Annotated in this window: 22 protein-coding genes; 12 read left to right on the top strand and 10 right to left on the bottom strand. The window is 38.2% G+C overall.

What is annotated here, in order from left to right:
- The first annotated feature begins 422 nt into the window (after nt 1-422).
- A complete protein-coding gene (locus ACJJVX_RS02060) occupies nt 423-2,039 on the top strand; it encodes a diacylglycerol kinase family protein (RefSeq protein WP_064435964.1) in 1,617 nt (538 codons plus the stop codon).
- A gap of 288 nt (nt 2,040-2,327) precedes the next feature.
- Here the strand turns inward: ACJJVX_RS02060 and ACJJVX_RS02055 are convergent, their stop codons facing one another.
- Nucleotides 2,328-2,594 carry a VF530 family DNA-binding protein gene (locus ACJJVX_RS02055; RefSeq protein ID WP_054205952.1) on the bottom strand — a complete coding sequence of 89 codons (267 nt, stop codon included), beginning with the start codon at nt 2,592-2,594 and terminating at the stop codon, nt 2,328-2,330.
- 111 nt (nt 2,595-2,705) lie between these two features.
- Nucleotides 2,706-3,008, bottom strand: a complete 303-nt coding sequence (locus ACJJVX_RS02050) for a DUF1496 domain-containing protein (protein WP_054205953.1) — start codon at nt 3,006-3,008, stop codon at nt 2,706-2,708.
- Nucleotides 3,009-3,189: 181 nt separating this feature from the next.
- On the opposite strand from ACJJVX_RS02050, the gene ACJJVX_RS02045 reads away from it, so the two are divergent.
- Nucleotides 3,190-3,423: a TIGR02647 family protein gene (locus tag ACJJVX_RS02045; protein ID WP_054455730.1), complete on the top strand. Its 234-nt coding sequence runs from the start codon at nt 3,190-3,192 to the stop codon at nt 3,421-3,423.
- Between the two features lie 13 nt (nt 3,424-3,436).
- On the opposite strand, the gene maiA is transcribed toward ACJJVX_RS02045, so the two are convergent.
- On the bottom strand, nt 3,437-4,066 hold the full coding sequence (maiA, locus tag ACJJVX_RS02040; RefSeq protein WP_054205955.1) for a maleylacetoacetate isomerase: 630 nt from the start codon (nt 4,064-4,066) through the stop codon (nt 3,437-3,439).
- Between the two features lie 7 nt (nt 4,067-4,073).
- Entirely contained in the window at nt 4,074-5,375 is a 1,302-nt protein-coding gene (gene hmgA / locus ACJJVX_RS02035) for a homogentisate 1,2-dioxygenase (protein ID WP_405629836.1), read from the bottom strand.
- A gap of 131 nt (nt 5,376-5,506) precedes the next feature.
- On the opposite strand from hmgA, the gene ACJJVX_RS02030 reads away from it, so the two are divergent.
- The gene (locus tag ACJJVX_RS02030; RefSeq protein ID WP_064435966.1) at nt 5,507-5,941 is read left to right on the top strand and encodes a MarR family winged helix-turn-helix transcriptional regulator; all 435 of its coding nucleotides are present in this window, start codon (nt 5,507-5,509) and stop codon (nt 5,939-5,941) included.
- Nucleotides 5,942-6,006: 65 nt separating this feature from the next.
- On the opposite strand, the gene ACJJVX_RS02025 is transcribed toward ACJJVX_RS02030, so the two are convergent.
- Both ACJJVX_RS02025 and ACJJVX_RS02020 read right to left on the bottom strand, forming a co-directional pair.
- On the bottom strand, nt 6,007-9,174 hold the full coding sequence (locus tag ACJJVX_RS02025) for a TonB-dependent receptor domain-containing protein (protein ID WP_405629834.1): 3,168 nt from the start codon (nt 9,172-9,174) through the stop codon (nt 6,007-6,009).
- Nucleotides 9,175-9,213: 39 nt separating this feature from the next.
- Nucleotides 9,214-10,074, bottom strand: a complete 861-nt coding sequence (locus ACJJVX_RS02020; protein ID WP_054205959.1) for a S1/P1 nuclease — start codon at nt 10,072-10,074, stop codon at nt 9,214-9,216.
- 220 nt (nt 10,075-10,294) lie between these two features.
- On the opposite strand from ACJJVX_RS02020, the gene ACJJVX_RS02015 reads away from it, so the two are divergent.
- Together ACJJVX_RS02015 and ACJJVX_RS02010 are read left to right on the top strand one after the other, a co-directional pair.
- Nucleotides 10,295-11,188 (top strand): hypothetical protein, encoded by an 894-nt coding sequence (locus ACJJVX_RS02015; protein ID WP_212760659.1) that lies wholly within the window; start codon nt 10,295-10,297, stop codon nt 11,186-11,188.
- Nucleotides 11,181-12,128, top strand: coding sequence for a hypothetical protein (locus tag ACJJVX_RS02010; RefSeq protein WP_405629831.1), 948 nt, complete (start codon nt 11,181-11,183; stop codon nt 12,126-12,128). Before ACJJVX_RS02015 ends, ACJJVX_RS02010 begins: the two co-directional genes overlap by 8 nt.
- Before the next feature lie 59 nt (nt 12,129-12,187).
- Here ACJJVX_RS02010 and ushA read toward each other — a convergent pair whose 3' ends face one another.
- Nucleotides 12,188-13,822: a bifunctional UDP-sugar hydrolase/5'-nucleotidase UshA gene (gene ushA / locus ACJJVX_RS02005; protein ID WP_405629829.1), complete on the bottom strand. Its 1,635-nt coding sequence runs from the start codon at nt 13,820-13,822 to the stop codon at nt 12,188-12,190.
- A gap of 76 nt (nt 13,823-13,898) precedes the next feature.
- Nucleotides 13,899-14,096, bottom strand: a complete 198-nt coding sequence (locus ACJJVX_RS02000; protein ID WP_054205962.1) for a hypothetical protein — start codon at nt 14,094-14,096, stop codon at nt 13,899-13,901.
- Nucleotides 14,097-14,371: 275 nt separating this feature from the next.
- Between ACJJVX_RS02000 and ACJJVX_RS01995 the strand changes: the two genes are divergently transcribed.
- The gene (locus tag ACJJVX_RS01995) at nt 14,372-15,112 is read left to right on the top strand and encodes a peptidylprolyl isomerase (RefSeq protein ID WP_064435972.1); all 741 of its coding nucleotides are present in this window, start codon (nt 14,372-14,374) and stop codon (nt 15,110-15,112) included.
- 63 nt (nt 15,113-15,175) lie between these two features.
- Here the strand turns inward: ACJJVX_RS01995 and ACJJVX_RS01990 are convergent, their stop codons facing one another.
- The gene (locus ACJJVX_RS01990; protein WP_054455741.1) at nt 15,176-15,595 is read right to left on the bottom strand and encodes an MAPEG family protein; all 420 of its coding nucleotides are present in this window, start codon (nt 15,593-15,595) and stop codon (nt 15,176-15,178) included.
- Between the two features lie 153 nt (nt 15,596-15,748).
- On the opposite strand from ACJJVX_RS01990, the gene ACJJVX_RS01985 reads away from it, so the two are divergent.
- From ACJJVX_RS01985 to ACJJVX_RS01960, 6 genes are all read left to right on the top strand, one after another.
- Nucleotides 15,749-18,628, top strand: coding sequence for an insulinase family protein (locus tag ACJJVX_RS01985; RefSeq protein WP_405629860.1), 2,880 nt, complete (start codon nt 15,749-15,751; stop codon nt 18,626-18,628).
- A gap of 126 nt (nt 18,629-18,754) precedes the next feature.
- Nucleotides 18,755-19,273, top strand: a complete 519-nt coding sequence (locus tag ACJJVX_RS01980; RefSeq protein ID WP_054205965.1) for an RNA polymerase sigma factor — start codon at nt 18,755-18,757, stop codon at nt 19,271-19,273.
- A gap of 9 nt (nt 19,274-19,282) precedes the next feature.
- Nucleotides 19,283-19,669 (top strand): DUF6768 family protein, encoded by a 387-nt coding sequence (locus tag ACJJVX_RS01975; RefSeq protein WP_231659066.1) that lies wholly within the window; start codon nt 19,283-19,285, stop codon nt 19,667-19,669.
- Nucleotides 19,670-19,693: 24 nt separating this feature from the next.
- Complete coding sequence (locus ACJJVX_RS01970) at nt 19,694-20,536, top strand: alpha/beta fold hydrolase (protein ID WP_170173616.1); 843 nt, start codon at nt 19,694-19,696, stop codon at nt 20,534-20,536.
- A gap of 49 nt (nt 20,537-20,585) precedes the next feature.
- Entirely contained in the window at nt 20,586-21,176 is a 591-nt protein-coding gene (locus ACJJVX_RS01965; protein ID WP_405629824.1) for a DUF1287 domain-containing protein, read from the top strand.
- Between the two features lie 23 nt (nt 21,177-21,199).
- On the top strand, nt 21,200-21,604 hold the full coding sequence (locus ACJJVX_RS01960; protein ID WP_405629859.1) for a DUF1801 domain-containing protein: 405 nt from the start codon (nt 21,200-21,202) through the stop codon (nt 21,602-21,604).
- Nucleotides 21,605-21,636: 32 nt separating this feature from the next.
- Here the strand turns inward: ACJJVX_RS01960 and ACJJVX_RS01955 are convergent, their stop codons facing one another.
- The gene (locus ACJJVX_RS01955; protein WP_054455746.1) at nt 21,637-23,817 is read right to left on the bottom strand and encodes an OsmC domain/YcaO domain-containing protein; all 2,181 of its coding nucleotides are present in this window, start codon (nt 23,815-23,817) and stop codon (nt 21,637-21,639) included.
- Between the last annotated feature and the right edge of the window lie 52 nt (nt 23,818-23,869).

Genomic DNA, 23,869 nt, shown 5'->3' with positions numbered 1-23,869 from the left:
GGCAAGTTGACCTTTCGTGATTAATTTTACAGCAGTGTGTTTGGTATTTAGGCAAGGGGCGTGAGCAGGACGCACAAGCTTTGCTCGGTTTTAACTTAGCCCGCTCGATTACAAACCTCGCGCCGCGATTAAATCGCCCCTAGATTGAACAAATTTCAATCCACAAAGGTCAACACGCCCTAGCTACTTGTTTTACATTAAGCCTAGACTATTTATTAGCCTAGGCTTTTTTATGACCTATTTAATGTAAATAAGTAACACGAGTATGAATATATGACTAATATTAATAAAGTAACAGCAAGGTATTTAATTTTAACTACATAATAAAAAACAATTTTTTTAGCTGCATGATTCTTGCAAAGTAATTTCATAATTATGAGATTAATATTCGATATTAAAACGAACACTTAAAAGGAGCATGTATGTGGGCGGCAATAAGTTATTTACTGTTGGCAATCGTTTTTATAATAATGGGGTGGCAAGTTAGCCCAAGTTATTTTTCGGTTCTGTTTTACTGGACAGCCTTATCATTAACGTTGGTCGGTTGTGCGTATGTTTTTAATATAGCAAAAATTTTTCGCAAACGTGAAAACGGCGTTATTCCATTTTATATACGCTGGGCATTCATCCCATTTTTACTCGGCGCACAGGTTTATAATGCGTGGAGTCGTAAGCACGATAAAGTGCCACCACTGCAACAAATAAATGAGCATTTGTTTTTAGCCTGTCGTTTGTTTCCCTCAGATATCGATACGCTAAAAGATAATGGCATTACGGCTATTTTAGACGTTACGTGTGAGTTTGATGGTCTTGAGTGGAGTTCAACGCAAGAAAGCATCAAGTACCTCAATATTCCTGTACTTGATCATCGAGCACCTACACGCTCTCAGCTAAATCAAGCAATTAACTGGATTGCACATCATGTTAAAGAAAATCGTCGCATTGTAGTTCATTGTGCGCTGGGAAGAGGGCGTTCGGTATTTGTAATGGCAGCATATTTGTTAAGCCAAAATAAACATGCAGATGCACATCAGGTTTTAGCGCAAATAAAAGAGACTCGATCTACAGCAAACTTGAACAAACATCAGCTACGTCAATTATTAAAAAGCCACAAAAAAGGGGAGCTATTAATTAAAAATAAAGCAGTTTTGATTGCTAACCCAGTCTCTGGCACCAAGTTGTGGGAGCAAAAAGAGCATGCAATTATTGCTCGTTTATCAGCGTATTATGATTTGAAAGTGATGACAACAAGCGCTGAACACAATGGTACTTTGCTTGCAAAGCAAGCAATCAAAGAAAATCCTGATATGATCATCGCGTGTGGTGGAGATGGAACCGTTGCTGAAGTAGCCAGTGTGCTCGTTAATCAAGACTGTAAGTTAGGGATTATTCCCTTAGGTACGGCTAATGCGTTGGCACATGTATTAATGGGAATACAATCGAAATTGATTCCGGTTGAGGTCGCGTGTGATTTGATTATTGATGGTCAAACTAAACAGATGGATACCGCATATTGTAACGGCGAACTAATGTTGTTACTTGCAGGAATTGGTTTTGAACAGCGTATGATTGAAAAAGCCGATAGAGATACAAAAAATGCAGTAGGTCAATTTGCCTATTTACAAGGGTTTTGGCAAGCACTGGGTACACAAAAAGCACAAGATTATAGTGTGCAACTAGATGACAACGCGCCTCAAGTTATTAATACAAACAGTCTTGTTGTTGCTAATGCCGCACCCTTTACAACGTTGCTCGCGCAAGGAGGAGGGCAACCAAATCATTATGATGGTTTATTAGATGTGAATTGGCTAACCCCTAATCAAGATGCATCAGCAAATGCACTCAGTATTGCTGAACTAGTGTTTAGCAGTGTTACTCAAGCCCATTTAGCGCTTAACTCACATCATACAAATGCTAGGCGTGTGGAAATATCCGCCACTGATACTATAAAATACGTGATTGACGGTGAGGTAAAAGAAGCTGATAAGCTCATTATTGAAATTGAACCCAAGTCATTAGCGGTAGTGTGTGCAGAGTAAAGGTTGTCATTAACATGGGCGCACCGAGTGTGATTAAACCCAAGCCATCTCAAGATGCAGAATTCAGCGATTCACAGGGGCTCTTTGTAATAATGGCAGTCCATTTTAAGAAGTACAGCGATGAGAATAGGTTTCTGTGAAACGCCCAGCGGGTTGGTTTTAAAGCAATTTATACAGTGTTTTATAAGAGATTGATTTTAATAATAGAACTACTATTACTTGCAATCAATGCCTCGCCTAAATCGCTTTAAATTCCAATGACGCTCGGCATCTTGAGGTGGTATATGTTTATTTCTTTTTAATACTTGGCCATACAAAACCGCTATTTTGTGGTTCTGTTTCTACACAGTTATCAAGATATAACTGCTCTACTTTTGTACGGGCCCAAGGTGTTTTACGCAAAAATTTAAGGCTGGATTTCACACTTGGATCTGATTTAAAACAGCGAATATCAACGTGTTCTCCCATCGTTCTCCACCCGAGTGTTTGCTCAAGTTTCGTCACGATCTGCTCTAGGGTTAGGCCATGTAATGGATTGTTTGGTTGTTGATTCATAATTCACTGTTTGTCGTTTAAAGTCAGCACTATTGTAACGTAACTACTGCTCGATACCAATGCGTTATAACCCAACACCGTGGATATAGGTATCGGACTAGGCAGTTAAAGTTAATTAATGCTAATTTTGTTAACTTTCTTAGGGTAAATAATGTTGCCTTTTTCATCAATCATTAACCAGCTAAGAGAGCTATTACTCTGACTAGGATTTTTAGGAGTGCAGATCACACGGGTATCAGACATATATATGATTGCCCCTTCACTATATCGCTTATCATCAAACCAGCATATATTTTGGTTGCTTATTAGATCACCTGGATTGATAAGGAAGGTCGCTTTTTGATTATTACCCACACTATTTGTTGAGTAAATTACACTGATAAAACAGAGGCCTACCATAGTTAAAATTCGCATTTTATACCTTTGCATTTAGAAATAACTACACTAAGCTTAAAACGTGTTAGGGTAAATAACCAACAAAAGAATAACAGATAGTAATTTTATTAAATCACAGTGCATTTAAATGATCTAAATCACTTTTGTAAATCAGTTATTTAATACAATTAGCTCAACAAAACAATAACAAGGTGAACACATGCAATTTAACCAAACAATGATTGACGAATTTACACTTTTAGCTAAATTTCCTCTAAGCACTAAGATGCAAGGCCTTAAACTTCATAGTGACGCAGAGGAAAGTTTAAAACAAGCCGCACAGCGTTTATTTGAAAAAGGGGTTATTGATAGCCCAGACGGGGGGTATTTAACAGAACTGGGTTTAGATTTAATAGAGCACGTTACCGTGCTCCATAGCGCATTAGGCAGTTAAACTTAGGATTTGGTTAAGCTGCATCTGGTTGGTTTTGTGGTGCAGCATCAATAAACGCATCAAGCTTATTACAGCGTTCATAAATGGCTGCTATCTTTGGATATGCGGTCATATCGACTTTGAAGCGATAAGCATTAAATACTTGTGGAATTAAACAGACATCAGCAAGGCTTGGTGTGTTACCTACACAATAGTCGTTATTACCATCAAGTGATTTTTCAATTTTTTCAAAACCGATTTCTACCCAATGACGATACCATGTATTTTTAGCATCATCGTCAGCACCAAGTTCGCTGCTCAAGTATTTTAGTACACGTAAGTTATCGATAGGGTGAATATCGCACGCGACGGCATAACATAAGTTACGAATTTGCGCTTTTTGCCAAGCGTTACCAAACAGTAATGGTGTTTGTGGGTGTGTTTCTTCTAGGTATTCTAAAATAGCCATTGATTGTGCAAGCACACCTTCATCGGTTTCAAGTGCAGGTAGTAAACCTTGTGGGTTTTTATCAAGGTACTCTGCGCCTTGTTGTTCTGACTTTAATAAATTAACGGTCACTAACTCATGGCTAATATTTTTTAAATTAAGCGCAATGCGCACTCGGTATGCGGCAGATGAACGAAAGTAAGTATACAGTTTCATTATTCTATTATCCTTGTGGGGCCGTGAAGTGTTTTTTAATTGTACGCCAGCAATCAGTGTAGTTTGGTTGGCGTTCTTTGCCTTCAAGGGCATATTTAGTTGGTGAAATAACATAACGAGATTCGAACATAAACGCGAGTGTATTGTCGTAACGTTGCGGCTCAAGCTCTGCGTTAGAGGCTTTTTCAAACACATCAGCTTCTGGACCATGCGGTGACATACAGTTGTGCAAGCTCATGCCACCGGGCACAAAACCATGTTCTTTAGCATCGTATACACCTTCAATTAAGCCCATAAATTCACTCATAATATTACGGTGATAATACGGCGGGCGGAAAGTGTTCTCTGCAACCATCCAGCGTGGTGGGAAGATGGCAAAATCAATATTTGCTACGCCTTCGGTGCCTGATGGCGAGGTTAAAACAGTAAAAATAGAAGGATCTGGGTGATCAAAACTCACCGTATTCATCACATTAAAGCGTGCTAAGTCGTATTTATACGGAGCACTATTTCCTGTCCATGCGACTACATCTAATGGTGAATGAGCGATATCACAACGGAACATATTCCCGTTAAATTTAGCAATCAATTCAAAGTCGCCTTCTTTATCTTCAAAGGCTGCGACAGGGTATTGAAAATCTCGGTCGTTGGCATATCCGTTAGCACCGACTGGACCGCGCTCAGCTAAAACATACGCATGGTCGTAGTTTTCACAAATAAAACCACGCGCTGAATCAGTTAATAATTCAACTTGAAACTTAATGCCGCGAGGGATCACTGCAATTTCGCCTGCTTTAATTGTTAAATTACCGCACTCTGTTTTTAACAGCAATTCACCTTGTTGCGGTACAAATAACATTTCGCCGTCGGCATTATAAAAATAGCGGTCAGTCATTGATTTATTAGCGACGTACACATGGATACCAATACCCGTTTGAGCGTTGGCACTGCCGTTTGCAGCCATAGTGATCAAACCGTCAATAAAATCGGTTGGTGTAGCTGGAATATCAATTGGGTTCCAACGCAGCATCGTTGGTGGAGTCGGTACTTCAGTGATGGGGGCTGTACGAATTAGCCCATTATCAATCGATGTGTAATCACCCTGTACAACAGATGGGCGAATGCGATACATCCAAGTACGACGATTATCAGCACGCGGCGCTGTGAACGCGGTTGTACTAAATTGTTCTGCATATAAATCGTATTTTACTTTTTGAGGGCTAAACTGCCCAATAGGTAGAGCACCTGGTAAAGCTTCGGTTTCAAATTCATTACCAAACCCTGTCATGTATTTTAATTCGCTTGTCATCACTCGACTCCTTTGTGTTTTACTGTAAGATACTCTCAAGTGAGAATAAATTCAATCATCAAGCTTTTTATAAGTGTACATATTTATGAACAGTTAAAACATGGTTGTAAATTAATAGGAGATGCAGATTAATGGCACTCGATTTAGAAACCTTTTTACCCTACAGATTAGCTAATATAGCCAGTAAAATGAGTGAAGAGTTTGCATGTGTTTACCAACAGCAAAGTAATTTAACTATACCCCAGTGGCGTATTTTATTTAACTTAGCTCAACTTGGCCAAAGTCATGCAAAAGAGTTATGTATGCAAGCTTCTATGGATAAATCGACTGTATCCCGTGCGATAAAAGCACTCATTGATAAGCAATATATAATCAGTATTTTAAACCCTGAGGATAAACGCGCGAGTCTATTAGAGTTAACATCAGATGGGCATGAATTATATAAGCAGCTAGCACCAGATGCATTAGCATGGGAGCAACAGTTATTAGCAGTATTAGATGAGCAAGAATATCAGGTGTTACAACAATGCTTAGATAAGTTAAGTATTAAGCTAAACACGCCTTAATCATGAGTAAATAAAAAGCCCATCAAGGATGGGCTTTAGTTAATTTAAAGTGATATTACTCTAAATTAGAAAGTGTATTTAACACCAAGCTTAATTCTATATGTTGAATCTTCAGCTTCAAAAGTGAAATCATCATTAAGTGGTGCACCGATAATATATTGACCTGTTTCCGGATCAATATCCATCTCAACTACACTACGTGTTCCAAAATCTTGACGATAAACTTTACCTTTAGACGAATCGATTAGGTTTAGTACATTATCAATTACAAAATAGAACTCACCGCGGTGATCTTTTGTGAAGCCAGGAATTTCTTGAGATACATATAAGTCCATTGCAGTTACCCAAGGAGATTTCCCTTGGCTTCTATCAACAAATCCACCTGCATAGCCTGAAAGACCAAGTTCATTAAAGTGAGCAAGTACTTCAGCTTCAGTTACACCGTCTTCATAACGTACATTTGGATCGTTCGCTGTAGGAACGTAAGCTAGGTAGTTACCACCAAATGTAGACCCGTTACCTGAAGGCTGAATAAGATCTTGGTTAAAGAATCTACCACCAGTCAAGTTTTGAAGGCTTGCAAGTTGGCTATATGCTGAGCCAGAACGACGTTCAAAGAATAAGTTAAAGTTTGTTTTATAGTTTTCGATAAACTCAGTAGAGTAACTTAGACTTAATACAAACCTGTGTTCAGTTTCATAAGTTGATGTACCAATTTGCGTACGTTGATGATCACCAAAGTGGCCGTAACGGTAGTTACTTCTACCTGTAGATGAGCCTCCAGGGTTCCCTTCTGTTACATCTTGGTAAGTATATGAAGCATCGAACTTAAAGCCGTTATCCCAACCTTTAGATAAACCAGTGCTAAGAATAAGAGAACGTCCATCTTCGTCGGCATTTGTTAACATAATTTCAAGTTCACGCGTGTCGTAAAATGGTAACGCACCATCGATTGTTGATCCTACAACATCACCCTCTTGTAATAACGCGGCATTGATCCACTCAGCTGAGTTCTCTTTTTTGGTGTAGATTGCGGTCGTTGTCCAGGCAAAATTATCACCAATATATGGAATATCCAGAGTTACATCAGTATTTAGCATGTAAGTCCATTGCGAAGGGATATCAAAATTTGGGTCGATAAAGTTTGATGTTGAACCACGAGTACCTGAATTTATTGCTTCAATTGCTTCAGGTGTTGGTGTAGTTAAAACGCTTGCAGGTACCTCAACGCCTCTCGCACTATAGCTTTGCGCACTTACACCGTCATTTGAGTATGAGTTTGAAATCCAAACGTTCGGATTACCACCTGCATAACGTCCAACGCTACCACGAATAATAACATCGTCACTTAGGTTATATGTGAAGCCGGCACGTGGTAATAAAATATCTACGCCATCAAGGTTAAAAGTGTTATCGAAACCAGTGCGGTCAAGTACATCTTGGTTGAACTTTGGCTTATCGTCTGAGCCAAGACGTTCATAACGAAGTCCAAAAGACAGGGTTAGATCGTCATTGAAGTCCCAAGAATCATTGATGTATAAAGCAATATCTTTACGAGTGAACTTAGCTGCAACGGCTAAAGGGTTGTTGCCAATACCGTTAGAATAGTTATAGTTCGCAGCAATTCTTTCTTCGAAAGCTTGGATATTATCAAAAGACACAACACCTTTTGAGCCCGGTAAATATTGGTTTTCAATATCTAGTACATCATATTTAACACCAAATTCTAAAGTGTGCTCATCGAACAGGTAAGTACCATCTAATTTAAGTGAGAATAAATCATTTTCTAATGAATTAGAATGGCGGCTTTCATCAGAGCCAAATGAAATCGTTCCTGTATCGCCATCGCTATCGACATCAATATTATTAATTGATATATCGCCTAAGCCCAAGTTACTGTTAAGAGATACCTGACCAGTTTCTACAGACTTTTTGGTTACGCTAATTTGAGATGAGAACTCATCTGTCCAATCAGAATATAAAGTAGAGCTGAAGTTATTAAGTTTTTCAAATTTGTTATACCAGTGTGTATCTAATCGAAGTTCACGACTACTGCTGGTCATGTTACGGGTGTTATTGCCTTCATTATGCATGTAAACCAAATTTGCACGATGATAGTCATTGATATTCCAATCGATTTTAGCGATGTATTTCTCATCTTCTAATTGCGGTTGTGTATCGGCATTACCGATATTATCAACACCGTATACTTCACTTGCAATTTTACGAACGGCTTCTAAATCAGCATTTGTAATTAGTGTTTTATTCGTACCAATGCTTGATCCCGCAACACCGTACTCAAGTTGTTGAGGAGATTCGAATTTTTCATAAGCACCAAAGAAGAAAAGTTGATCTTTAATAATTGGAGCACCAAATGACACGCCATAGTTTTTCTCTTCAAAGTCTAGATCTAACTTTTTACCGTCACTCCCTTTAGGGCTACCAGCCCAATCACTGCTCAGCTTTTCATAGAACATATTACCATGAACTTCATTAGTTCCTGATTTAAACACTGCGTCAACATTACCACCAGTGAAGCCGCTTGATTTAGCGTTGACTGGTGCAACAGATACAGATACTTGATCTAAAGCATCTAGTGGGAAAGGATTACGCTGAGTTGGGTAGCCGTTATTGTTAAGGCCAAAGTCATCATTAAGGGGAATACCATCAACTGTGATAGAGTTTGTTCGCGGGTTTGCACCAGCGATTGTTAAAGAGCTGTCACTACCTGGTTGAACCACTACTAAAGGGTTGTTTCTTACAATGTCTTTTATGTCACGGCCAATACTCGGTACCGTTTTAATTGCGTCTTCGCCGAAGTATGAATCATTTGCAGATGAATTAAATAAAACAGCAGAGCCAGTAACGACGATAGACTCAATATTATTACTTGATAAAGTCTGGTCTAGTCGTCTAGTTTCACCAAGTGATAGGTAAACATCGTTGATTTGAACATCACGATATACATCTGAATCAATTGTAATTTTGTATGGACCACCAACGCGCAAGCCTGCCGCATTAAAAGTACCTGTGTCATTTGTTGTTACAACACGCTTTGTACCAGTAGGCTCGTGAATGATTATTAACTTAGTGTTTGCTGCTGGGCTACCATTAGGTCCAGATATTTGGCCTTTAACAGATGATGTAGTATCACTTGCTATTGCTGCGCTACTCACACCAACACAAGCTGCAATAGCGAGTGATAGAGCTGTTTTGCGTAGTTGGATTTTCATTATGTTGTTTTCCCGTGTTAAGGTTATATTAATGATTATTTAATTTGTGTTAGCGGGCATCTTAAGTGCATCTACTAACGGTTTTGCGGAATTGTCGAAAATTAAATTCAACAACCCAGAAAGTCTAATCCCGCTTTGCTGCAAACGAGTTTTTATAATTGGCATATTTGTATAAATATACTGATAGCTAATTTTTGTTTCATTTTTATTATAGATAACATTAGCTATATTGTTAGATTCTTCTAGCCACATTGCGGGTGTACTTTGTAAATAGTCTGCAATCAGTAGCTTATCGTTTGAATTTATAAAATGTGCAAATTCAGTATAAGATAAATTCTCATTTTCAATAAGCTTAGTATCCCATAGACTATGAAGATTGGTATCCTGCCCGAAGAATGTGACAGAAATATTATTACCGCCTCTGTCTTCTTTACGTCCTGCGTGAAATGGTTGGTGACTATCACCCACGAGGTGAACGAGAAAACGTAAGCTAAATCGCTTTGCATCGATGGAGCTTTTTTTATCTTTAAGTGTATTAATGGAAAAGTGTATACCTTCAAGAATATTAGTGACGGTATCTTTATTTAACGAGTGGTTGTGATTGTGAATAAAACCAGTTGTTGAGTCGGGTGCATTAATATAATGCCAGCGAGAAGATTTTTTTTGCCAAAATGCACTAGGGTCTGAGCGCATTTCATCAGCCCATGTCGATATTTGAGCAAGGCTTTCACCTTCTAATAATGGTAATAATGCTGATTGAGTTGTTGGAGTTAAATGTACCTCAGCAATTTGACCAATAATTCGATGTCCGTTTTGTCCCCAAGCTGATGCATTATGTGTTGTTAATAATAGACAGATTACTAAAAAACTATGAATTCCAAGTGTAATTTTGCTTAACATTTACCTGTTCCTAAAAATAATGCGGCTGCTTTGAGCAATGTATCTAGATGTAAATTGTCCTGATTTTGACAGAAATAGAAAGGACTCAATTAGATTCATAATTTCTTGTTCATAAATTAATTATTTCAATGGTTTATGTCATTTAAGTAAAATTACCTATTGTAATGAGTAATTAAAATTGTTCAAATAGATATATGCTTCGGATTGGATTGTAGAACTTTTGAAAATAAAACAACTCGCTTTACAACATAGTGCCTTTGTTACTGTTTTGTTACTGTTTTTTTTGCTAGTTTGGATTTGTGGAAAGTTCAGTGTAGATTCAGAGAAAAAAGAAATAAAACCATTAATACAAACGTCTAATAGCTGTCAGACATCTGCAGTACATAATAAAGAAAAGCTCATTGTATTTGCACCTTCAAAAAAAGTAGCCTCCACGTTAATTAACAGTTTATGCGGTGACTCTGTTATAGCAAAACAATTTGGTGAGGTTGTTGGTTTTTGGGGGTATAGGACAACAGATAGCATTGAATTTGTTGGTAAAGGAATTGCTGATCTGATCTTGGCAAAAAACAATATTATGTCTGCATTCAAAGCAGAATCTACTTATAATTATCAGCCGATTGTCGGCTTTCCAAGTTATACAGCTTTTTTTATATCTGCGAAAGAAAAACCTAAAGTAGATAAGCAGTACTTTTTCGGTAAACGTATTGGATTACTTGATTATCCAACAAGCCGCTCAGGGCATATTTTACCGAAGCAGAAATTCAAAGAACTAGGTCTTAATCTTGAAATGTTAGATATTACTTACGCCAGTTCCCATAATGAGTTAAGAGAGTTATTAGCCAGTGGGCGTGTAGATTTAATAGCATCGTTTTGGAAAGAAGAAGATCATGAGCATTTTTCGAAAAATTACATTACACCTATCAGCAATAATATAACAGGAACTCGTTGGTATTTAAAAATGCAGCACGAAAATACAGATTTACTCTGTGCTGTCCAATCACGTCTTATGACACTTTCAAAACAGCAGACATCACCATACTTTAATCATGCCGAATCATATTGGCATTGTTCCGCAGATGAGGTTGAATTTTTAGGAGACAAGGATGATTAAAAATAAACAATTTTCAATTATCACTTTGTGTGTTTTCGTCTTCTCATTATGCATATTTAAAGTATCTACTTATTTTAAACAGCTTGAAAGTACCGAGCTCGTTATAGCTCAAATCGAAAAACGTATTGCATTAGATTTACCTCGTCTTGATTTAACAGATGCATTTTTAAAGCACTCAGGTAATCATGAAGAAATTACACATTATATTAAACTGCTAAACAATGAACTGCCTACCGAGAAGGTTAAAGTCTATGCTATTGCTGATGTGATGTTATCGTCACAGGATTTAAGCTTTAAAACGGTTATTAAATGGCTTACAACGAATGATCAAAGTGTAAGTATAACTTTTTTGACTTATACGCCTTTATTCCTATTGAGTGACCTGTATCTTGTTATTGCTTTTTTTGTTGTTGCTTTATTGTTTGCAAGATGGGCAGATGTAATTAAATATTCATCGAGGCGCTATCTGGCGCTAAAAAAACAAAAAGAACAATTGTTGCCTAAAAATAATGCCAGGTTTGAAATTGATTTGAAAAATAAAACACTGGGTATGAACGAAGATAAAGCTATTAAAATTGCTCTAGCTAACAAGCCGTTGTGTTTTTATTTAGCACTAATCGAGTTTTGTATAGATAACCCTGATGTAACGCTTAACCAAAATAAAGATGTGCCAGTTGAGCTCCTTGAACTTGCTAATAAATATTTTTACCGTTTGATTGAGCTAGGTCATACAATTCGTAAACGACCTAATTTTACCAATAGTTTAGAAAAAACATTAAGTGAAATTCGTGCTGCGCTTGATGAAATACTCAGTGAGTACCCCGAGCTAAAAGATAAGTATTACCCGCCAAAAGCACATGGAGAAGGATCCCGTTCGCGGCTTCATAGCTATGGGCTAGTCAATATAAAAGCAGATGACATTGTTGTGATCGGTAAATAGTAGAGGTGGGGTTGACTATGGTCAATTTGAGATTTCAAGTTGACCATAGTCAAAGTCGGTTATTTAGGTGAAAATTCCGCAGCATTTACAGGGCTGTACTCACTAAAAAATCGTTTTAAGGCTTGTGCATCAGTTTCCTCAGTGCTTACAAAGCCCTTTAAATCTGTAAGGGCGGGGTAGCCATCACCGCCTGAAGCATTGTAGCTATTAAGGCTCATTCTGTATGTTTTCGTTTTATTTAACTCTTTACCGTTTATCATTACGTTAATTAGAGAATCATTATTACGCTCAAAGCTTAGCTGATGGTATTGCAAATAAGCGCCAGAATCAGGCGGAAAACGCGTTACAATATCAAGATAGTCCCATAAATCTTGACCTTGCCAATCCATATAAGTAATGCGGTTTTTAAACGGGTGTACTTTTAAAATATCTTTATAGCTTACTTCACCTGCCGAAATGCTGTCTCTAACACCGCCGCCACTAATAAGGCCAAAGTCTGCGTTAACACTGTTCATTTGTGCTTGAATAATGACGCGCGCCAAATTAGTTTGCTGATAACGGACTTTATTACGATCGCCTTCTAATTTTGCATTAACAAAGCCAATTTTCCCCTCGATTTGTTTCGCTCCTTTAGCTTGATACGGTGCTAAAAAGCTCTTCAATTCAGGGTTTGGTGTAATGTATTCGTTTGCTAACTCGGGAACAGTTATACCATTAGCGTTTACTTTATCTATGTATAAATTAACTGGCAGTAGTTCATAGTTGATTAACGTAAGCTGTTTGTTTTCAATTTTGAACATCGCCTTACCAACGTACTTGCCCCATTCGTGGGCTTGCATTATCCAAGTACCATTTTGTTGGTCTGGCTTGCATGCCATGCCTGGTTTAAAGTTGTCATCACTTTTATTATCAGCAGTCATACAAATTGGTTCTTGTGAATGACCCCCAATAATCATGTCTAAGGTGCCATGAGGTAATGAGCGTGCGAGGGTTACATCACCAGGGGCGTTAATACCATATGAAGCATCAACATAGTGACCCATATGGGTGACGGCAATCGTGATATCTGGTTGATATCGGACTTTAATTTTTTGAGCTACTGCTTTGGTTATTTCAACAGGCTCTTTAAATTCAAGGCCACCAATAAATTGGGGGTTACCAATTTTTGCTGTATCGGTTGTGGTTAAACCAATAACAGCGATTGTTAACCCTTGTTGCTTGAAAATTTGATAGGCTTGAAAAGCATTTTCTCCAGTCTTTTTATCGAAAATGTTCGCCGACAGCAGAGGGAAATTAGCCCATTGTTGTTGTTTTTTTAAAATGGATAAAGGATTGTCAAATTCATGATTGCCAAGGGCCATTGCATCATAACCAATAAATGACATACCTTTAAAATCAGGTTCTGCAAATTGCAAGTCTGACTCCGGTATACCTGTATTAATATCACCGCCAGATAAAAGTAGTACGGCATGACCCTGAGCTTTTGCGTCATTTCTAAGTTGGTCAATCAATGTTTTACGTGCGGCCATACCATATTCGCCTTTTTCATTGTGCCAAAAGCGACCATGATTATCATTGGTATGTAAAACAGTGAGATATTGAGTTTCGGCTGCTGGTTTTTTTTGAGTTGGGGTATTGTTATTACTACATGCACTGAGGCTCAGTAATAAAAAGAGTGTAATAAATACGCGCATAATGTGACCCGTGTTGTCCATATTTGCTGGTGATTAAGCGCGTAGTTTAACCTAGTTTGTTTTTAAAATAACGTAATTATTCTAATTCAAATGTAGTTTCTGCAGTTAATTTTCCTGTTGCAGCAAGTTGGCGTCTTTGTAACTCTTGATGTGCAAACGCTGATTTTTCGTGATTATTACCAACCATCCAGTTTAAAAAGCTGGCGGGCAGTTTGGTGTATGGTTCGCCTTTGTGCAATCCAAAATCACAAATATGCTCAGTAGTGTATGACATTGCTTTGTATCCTGTTACGACTAGTTTTTATTATTTGAGTAATACTAACAAATAAGAAATAGCCTGTTCAGACGATTTAGACTTAAGAAGAACCTAGTTATAACATGAAAGAATAAAGAGATAGTGTAGGGCTCTGCAATCAAAATGTAATTAAGTTGTAATCAAACTGCTCTTATTTGTATAAACAGGCTCTTAGCTATCGCTTTCGCTGCAAAGGTTTATTATCATTTCATAAATGTTAAATAATTAAAATAAATTTGGGAAACATAACAAAAATGAAAAAATTATTACTATGTAGTTTATTAGCCGCAGCATCTTTTAACAGTTATGCGACGGTTGTTGAAATGCAAACATCGCAAGGGACTATTAAGATAGATCTATTTGATCAACAAGCCCCTAAAACAGTCGCTAATTTTTTAAAGTACATCCAAAGTGACGCATATAATCAAACGGTAATACACCGTTCTGTTGATGACTTTATTATCCAAGGGGGTGGCTTTACTTATAATGAGGGTTTTAAAGCAATCACTACATCTGCTGCTGTTCAGAATGAGCCCGAACTGTCTAATGTTAAAGGCACTATTGCGATGGCAAAACTTGGTAGCAACGAAAATAGTGCAACCAGTCAGTGGTTTTTTAATTTAAAAGATAACAGTGCAAATTTAGATATACAAAATGGTGGTTTTACGGTTTTTGGCCAAATAAGCACTGACAGTTTTGCTGTGCTCGATACCATTGCTGAGTTAGTGCATTGTGGTGAAGTACCCGTTGTCAATGTGACTAAAGAACAGTGTGCCAGCACAGATACTGTACTTACTACAGCAAACTTAGTATCTATAAATAGTGTTGTAGTATTAGATAACGATGAAAATTCATCAGTTAATTTAAACCCAACTAAAAATACACTAATAGATACAGTTGAAAAACCATCGACGGGTGGCTCAGATGGAGGCAGCATGGGCTGGTTATTACTCCCTTTATTATTTGCTGGTTTTAAGCGTCGTCGCGCAGCATAGCCATCCAAATTTTATGTATATTTTGCTATCAGGTTTATTGATAGCAAAATATAAAAATGCTCGTTACATCAAAAAGACTTGTGTAACTATTTGAATCCACATAGCTAATACACATAAACAACTGACTAAAAAGCTATAATAACGCATCTTTACGCGATTGCCTCCCAAGTGAATTATACTGTGTATTATTCGTGAAATTACAAAGCACCACGCCAATACAATAAGTACATATCCCGTAGCATTGAGTTGTAAAGCCGCTAAGCTGGCCACAAAAAACAATACGGGCATTTCAAATTGATTAACAAAGTTACGACCTGCTACATGAACATCATCACCGGCTTTATCTAATTTCATAGTGACAAAGTCTTGCATCGAGATTGTCTTATTACGCGCAGCGCTAAAGCGGCGACGCCCCATAATGATCATAACCGCAAACGTCAGCAATACCTGACAAAACATAGCGAGCAATAAATATTTTTCCATTGTTATTACCTCTTATAATTACAGTCTCTTAAGCCTAACAGTTTGTTTTTACAATTCACAATGTGTTACAAAGTATTTATGAAAATGATTGCAAGCCCTGTTGGGTTTACCGATCATACTCACAAGACAACAAATATGGATTATATTCCCGTTATGAAAAAAATTATTACTTTAAGTGCCATTGCGCTAGCTGTATTAAGTGGTTGTGGTACAACAACGACGCCAGTTCAACAGCAAACCTCTTTGTTATCAGACACGCTAGTTGTCAGCCCAAATGATAACCGTGAATATAAAACACTCAAGCTTGCTAACGAAATCGAAGTAATTTTAGTCTCTGATCCAAGTGCTGAAAAATCAGCTGCAGCATTAAGTGTAGGTGTTGGTTTATTGCATGATCCAATGAGTCAACAAGGTATGGCGCATTATCTAGAGCACATGCTGTTTTTAGGCACCGAGCGTTACCCTGATACAAAGGGTTATTCTGACTTTATGACCAAAAATGGTGGCGCGCACAACGCGTACACTTGGCTCGATATCACTAATTACATGTTTAAAGTAAATAACGATGCCTACGATGAAGGACTTGATCGTTTTGCTGATTTTTTTAAATCACCAAAGCTTTACCCTGAGTACACAGACAAAGAGAAAAATGCCGTCAATGCAGAATGGTCAATGCGTCGTGAAATGGACTTTTTTGGACAGTTTAAACTTGCCCGTAAAATGATGGGCGATCACCCAGCAAACCGCTTTTTAATTGGTAACCTTGAAACATTAGGCGATAAAGAAGGCAGCTCACTGCATAAAGAAACCGTTGATTTTTACAATAAGTATTACTCTGCAAATATTATGAAAGTGGCGATGATTTCGAATCTTCCACTTGCAGAAATGGAAGCGAAAGCACAAAAATATTTTGCTGATATTGAAGATAAAAAAATTGATAAACCCACTGTTACTAAAAAGTTAGACTTTGATAATGTTGGCGGAAAACGCGTACATTACGCACCAAATGAAGATGTGAAGCAGCTACAACTAGATTTTACAATTACAGATAATAGCGATGAATTTGCTGTTAAACCAAACCGTTTTGTCGCTTACTTACTTAGCAACGAGATGCAAGGAAGCCCAGCACAAATTTTACGTGATAAGGGCTGGGTATCACAACTTTCTGCAAGTAGTTCACCGACACATTATGGTAACTATGGCATGCTTTCGGTTGATATTCAGCTGACTGATGAGGGCATGAAAAACCGCGAAACAATTGTCGCGACTATTATGCAATATATTGACTTGATCAAGCGTGAAGGGGTTGATAGTAAATACTTTAATGAGATCCGCACGTCGCTTAATAACGAATTTAAATTTTTAGAAAAAGGCGATGAATTTGGGTATGTTAGTAACTTAGCGGGCAGCATGCAAGATTACCCACTTAATCATGCTATTAATGCGCCATATCATTATGCACAGTTTGATGCAGATGCAATTAATGAAGTACTTGCACAATTAAATGCGCAAACACTGCGTATTTGGTACACCTCACAGCAAGAAGAAACGGACTCAAAACTGCATTTTTATGATGGTAAATACCGCATAGCAGAAATTGGTGAAAGTGAAATTGCTAGCTGGAACAAACCAAGTGAATTTGCCTTAGCATTACCAACAGTTAATCGTTTACTTCCTGAGAGTTTTGCAATTAAAACCACGCAATTTAGCGAGCAAAAACACCCAGAACTTACATACGATAAAAACGGTGTAAAAGTATGGCGTCAAGCGAGCCAAAACTTTGCAGAGCAACCAAAGGGCCTTGTAGAAGTTTATTTAAATACTCCTGATGCACTTGTGGATATTAAAGCGAAAGTGTTGTATTCAGTATGGGCAGATTTATATAATCTTCAGCAAAGTAAACTCAGCACTGAAGCAGCTGTAGCCGGTATGAGTGTTGGCCTTGAAGACAGCAATGGCCTTATTTTGTCAATGAGCGGCTTTACAGATAAACAAAATGTTTTACTTGCGCAGGCACTTGAAAGCATAGATGTACAAGTAGCAGAGCAAGGTTTTGCTCAAGCACTCGATCGCTACCAACGTGATTTACTCAATGCACAAAAGCAGTTCCCTTATTACCAAGCTTTTGGTGAATATTCAAAACTAGTACGCACTGGTAGTTTTGATACGGATGCATTGATCAAAACAGCCCAAGCACTGACGATTGCTGATTTTGAAGAACTAAAAAATCAAACGTTTAGCCGCAATGAACTGCGTGTATTTACTTTTGGTAACTACAATCAACAAGATGTTGAAGCAATTGCAAAAGAGCTGACGGCAATATTACCGAAAGATCATAAGTCAACGTCATTTACGCGCAGTAAAGCGTGGTTACCGCAAGTAGGTGAAACTATCGTTTTACAAAAAGACATAGATGTGGCTGATGTTGCCATTATTGATATGACAGTTCACCCAATTGCAGGTTATAAGCAAAAGGCGCAAGCACAAGTATTGCAAGATCATTTTAGAACTATTGCCTTTGATAAGATGCGCACAGAAGAGCAGTTAGCCTATGCTGTTGGCGCACTTGCACGTTCAGTTGAAGATTACTCAGCAATAGGTTTGTTTATCCAAACCCCCGTTAAAGGGCCGAAAGAGATGCAAGCGCGTTTTGAAGCGTTTAAAAAACAGTACGCAGTGGAGCTTGAAGCCATGAGCGAAGAGACCTTTGCGCAGCTTAAAAATGCCACACTTGTCTCGTTAAAAGAGCAGCCTAAAAACCTTAGCGATGAGATGGGCCCGCTGATTGGTGATTGGTACCGTGAAAACTTTGATTTTAACTCAAAACAAAAGTTAATTTCAGAGGTCGAAAAGGTCACACTTGCCGATATTAAAGATTACTACAAACAAACCATGCTAAACCCGCAAGCTGCACGTTTAAATGTGCAATTACGTGGTAGTAAATTTGCAGATACTCCATTTGCCGATCTACCAAAACAAACACTGGTTACTGATTTAAAAGCGCACTTTAATGGTATTAAACTGCAAAAGTAACTAAGTAGTTTAAGCGTTAACTTACAATGAGCCCAAGCAATTGCTTGGGCTTTTTTGTAAAAAATAAAAAGTTGCGAACCTTTTACCAAGCTAAACCGTCTTGTAAAAAAGAGATAAAGGAATTGCATGAATTCGACGCAAATAACGCTTACTGTTATTAATGCACAGCAGGGCGATGAGCTAGCTTTTAACTCATTATGCAACTGTTTATACAAACCAAGCTTTCTCTTCGCGATGAAATTGAGCAAGCAGACGGATTTAGCAAAGGATATTACGCAAGAAGCGTGGGCTGTAGTGGCAAAAGATATTCGAAAACTAAAAGAGCCAAGTGTATTTAAAGCGTGGCTATTTAGAGTGGTGTATCACAAATTTATAGATACAACCCGACAAAGCAGGGGCTACGAAAGTTTTCAACCAGATAAGCATGAACAAACAAGAGATATGACAAGTAGTAATGAGCAATCGATTGATTTACTCAAACTAATAAATAACCTGCCGGATAGTGAGCGGCACAGTATCTACTTATTTTATCTAGAGCAAATGTCAATTAGTGACATCGCCTTAATAACGGATGTAGCGGTTGGGACAGTTAAGTCACGTTTGCATCGGGCAAGAGCTCAGTTGGCAGTATGGTTAAATGAATAATTGGAGAGAATGATGATGAATTTTGATGAAAAAATTAAACATAGTTTGCAAGCAGAGCAACACAATTTAGAGTCTATTTTAGAGAGTGATCCAGGCTTATTTAAACAACTAATTGGTATATATAAGGGAAAAATGCGACTTTGGACTATTCTAGGGACGTTTTTCGCTTTTATATTCACTGCCATTTTTATATTATCAGCTTATCAATTTTTTAACTCCGAGCAGCAATTGTTTTGGGCAGTGTGTTTTGTGAGTAGTTTAATGATGCAAATTGCAATAAAACTGTGGCTGTTTATGGAAATGAACCGACAATCGATAATGAAAGAAATCAAGCGAAGCGAGCTTGAAATTAGGCTAATTCTCAGTGAGCATTTTACCTCCAACAGTCAAACCTAAGCTAAAATGTAAAAGGAAAATGCAATGCAGTTAAGATCTCTAGGTGTTAATACTAATAGCTTCTTGTTACTGACTCTCTCTTTATTGTTTGCTGCAAATGTTAAAGCAGCATTTGTAAAAGTGGGAGAGTTTGAGTTGCAATATGAAATTGCAGGCAGTGGTAAGCAAATTGTGGTTTTAGAGGCAGGTGGTAGCGCAGGGCTAGATGATTGGAACTCGGTTTTTAGTTCCATAGCTGAACAAACTAAGGTTATTCGATACTCGCGTGTTGGTAATGGTAATTCAACTGCAATTAAACGGCATTTCACTTCAATGGATTATGCACAGCATCTGAGCGAATTCTTGTTGGCGCTGGATATTTCAGAGCCTATAGTATTGGCTGCACACTCTTATGGCGGCAGTGTTGCGCGAGAATTTGCCGCAAAATACCCACAGCAACTGAATGCTTTACTTATGCTCGATCCTTCTTCTGAGCACGATGTAGATATACTGCGTGCCATAAATCTAGAACAGGGTAATAAAGAAATCGCACAAATAAAACTAAGTGATATGGCAAATGGTATGTCGAATCAATATTTAGATTTTTGGAGTAAACGGCCCTTACCAGACTATCCACAGATTAAAGATATACCTGTCACCGTTATTGCGTCAGTGCGCAAAATGGCTGAACCGAGTAATTTGTTTTTTACAGACAAGGGCCGAATAATGTGGGGGGAGATATGGCAGAATTGGGCTGCTGAATTTCCTCAAGGACGTAGTGTATTAACAGAAAAAAGCGGTCATTTTATTCAAAATGATGAACCTATGCTGGTGCTTCGAGAGTTAAAACGAGTAATGAAGATGTTGGATGAGAATAAGCAGCCATGATTTTAAAGCTATTGAAGTTTAAATAGCGTTTAAATTTACAGGAATGACTATGACTTATGTACTTTGGTTTTTGCCGCTATTGTTTTCTGCTTTTAGTTATAGCAATACATTTACTGATGGATTGGCAAACGCCGCAAATGATAGAACACAACACAATGTACGTTACGATGGCGCATATCATCGAATTGCGTATCCAAATGGTGATGTTCCCGCCAATATTGGCGTGTGCACTGACGTGGTTATTCGTAGCTACCGTTCATTGGGGGTTGATTTACAACAATTAGTGCATGAAGACATGCGCGATAACTTTTCTTCTTATCCTTCAAAAAGAATATGGGCTTTAACTAAGCCCGATAGTAATATCGATCATCGCAGAGTGCCCAACTTACAAACTTTTTTTAAACGTCATGGCACTGTGCTGCCGATTACGAACAATGTTGAAAACTATAAAGCGGGTGATATTGTCACCTGGATCCTACCAGGTAACCTGCCGCATATCGGCATTGTGGTAAACACATACGCAGTAGATAATAAAACGCCTTTGATAGTGCATAATATCGGATCAGGGCCGCAGCGAGAAGACGTATTGTTTCGTTATAAGATCACCGGACATTACCGGTATGAGCCAGTTGAAATATAAAAGGACTTGCTATGTACTATAAGATGGATGTGAGTGTTCAGCAAAAATTTGCTACCTACCCAACTGAGGTTGCTGTTGTTTTAAATCAAGTTAGAGAACTAATATTCTATGTTGCTGAGCAAGATGGTATCACCGAGCTTGAAGAAACACTTAAATGGGGTGAGCCGAGTTATATCGCAAAAAGTGGTTCAACAATAAGATTCGATTATAAAGAAAAAGCGCCGCAGCAATTTTGTATTTATTTTAATTGTAAAACAAAACTAATCGATACATTTAAAGAGCTATATGGCGATACCTTTGTCTATCAAGGTAATCGTGCTTTGGTGTTTGAGCTTGAGCAAGCATTGCCGAACAAGGAACTTGCGCATTGTTTGTCGTTGGCTTTGCGCTACAAAAAAATAAAGCACCTGCCAATGCTAGGTGCTTAAATTTAATTTGAGTATTATAAGCAGTATAAAGTTTATTTAGCTCTTGCAGCGCGTGCAGCGTGGAGTTTTTTGTAGCTGTCAATTAAACGCTGATGACGCTCTAACCCTTCAAGTTGCATGTTGGTCGGTGTTAAACCGTAGAACAGCACATCGCCATTGATTGAACCTACCACGGCATCCATTACTTCTTGCCCAAACATGCGAGTGAAGCTATGAATGTAGTCTTCAATTTCTAGGTCTTCACCTAGTGCCACTTCGAGTGTGGCGTGCATTGCTTGATAAAATAACCCGCGCTCAACCGTGTTATCGTTAAATTGTAAAAAGGTTTCAACTAATTCCATCGTTGCTTCTAAATCACCTAATGCTAAATAAATAAGTAATTTAAGCTCTAGGATTGTTAGCTGGCCCCAAACTGTGTTTTCATCAAACTCAACACCAATTAGAGTGATAATATCTGTGTAGTTATCCAGCTGGCTTTCTTCAAGTCGCTCTACTAAATCGGCTAGTTGATCTTCATCTAAACTGTGCAGGTTTAAAATGTCTTCACGGTATTTAAGGGCTTTGTTGGTGTTATCCCAAATTAAGTCTTCTACAGGGTAAACTTCTGAATAATCAGGCACTAAAATACGACACGCGGTGCCAATATCTGAAAACTCCGCTATGTAGGCTTCTTTACCTAAGTCTTTCAAGATGCCGAACAGACTTGCAGTTTCTTCTTCGTTAGTGCCAGAAAAATCCCATTCAACAAAGTCATAATCATGTTTAGCACTGAAAAAACGCCATGAAATTTTACCGGTTGAGTCTATAAAGTGTTCAACAAAGTTTTCAGGCTCAGAGACGGCCATACTGTTAAAGGTAGGTTTTGGCACGTCATTTAAACCTTCAAAGCTGCGTCCTTGTAATAGCTCCGTTAAGCTGCGCTCAAGAGCGACCTCAAAACTTGGGTGCGCGCCAAATGAGGCAAATACACCACCTGTTTTTGGGTTCATTAGGGTAACGCACATAACCGGAAATTGACCGCCTAACGAGGCATCTTTAATTACTACAGGGAAACCTTGCTCTTCTAAGCCTTTAATACCGGCAACAATAGCTGGGTATTTAGCAAGTACTGCGTCTGGCACATCTGGTAATACGAGTTCTTGCTCAATAATTTGGCGTTTAACTGCACGTTCAAAAATTTCTGACAAGCACTGCACTTTAGCTTCGGCAAAGTTATTACCTGCGCTCATGCCATTACTTAAAAATAAGTTTTCAATTAAATTTGAAGGAAAGTACACAGTTTCGCCGTCAGATTGACGAACATACGGAATTGAGCAAATGCCGCGTTCAACATTACCTGAGTTAGTGTCGATAAGGTGTGAGCCACACAGTTCATCTTCAGGGTTATAAATACTCAGTGTATAGTCGTCTAAAATACCTTGTGGCAGTGAGTCATCATCAGTGAGCTTAAACCATTTTTCATTCGGGTAGTGCACAAACTCACTGTTGGCAATTTCTTCACCAAGAAATTGATCATTATAGAAAAAATTACAGTTTAAGCGTTCAATAAATTCGCCTAGGGCTGAGCATAATGCGCTTTCTTTACTTGCGCCTTTACCATTGGTAAAACACATTGGCGACGCCGCATCACGGATATGCAATGACCATACATTTGGTACGATATTACGCCACGATGAGATTTCAATCTTCATGCCTAAGTCAGCTAAAATTGCGGTCATATCAGCAATGGTTTGCTCAAGCGGTAAATCTTTACCTAAAATAAAGGTGTTTTCGCTACCTTCAGGCTTTGCCATTAGCATGGCCTGTGCGTCATTATCTAAGCTCTCTACCGCGTCGATTTTAAATTCAGGCACAGTTTGAATAACGCGTTTTACTGTACAGCGATCTACTGAACGTAGGATACCGGTACGGTCTTTTTCAGAAATGCTTTCAGGCAGCTCTACTTGAATTTGGAAAATTTGGTTATAACGATCTTCAGGATCAACAATGTTGTTTTGCGCAACACGAATACCATCTGTCGAGATGTCACGGGCATTACAATACACTTTTATAAAGTACGCAGCACATAACGCAGATGATGCTAAAAAGTAGTCAAATGGACTTGGCGCAGAGCCATCGCCTTTATAACGAATTGGTTGATCTGCAATCACAGAGAAATCGTCAAACTTGGCTTCTAGTCTGAGGTTGTCGAGAAAATTAACTTTAATTTCCATTAAATAGTTCCACTTAAATGCGCACTGACAAGTAAGTTTAGCAAGGGCTAAA

Origin of the sequence: Pseudoalteromonas sp. Ld20, from assembly GCF_045064175.1 — a bacterium.
In the GTDB taxonomy this organism is placed as follows: Bacteria; Pseudomonadota; Gammaproteobacteria; order Enterobacterales; family Alteromonadaceae; genus Pseudoalteromonas; species Pseudoalteromonas neustonica.
Note: the sequence above shows the minus strand (reverse complement) of the source record. Positions and strands in the feature narration are given on the sequence as shown.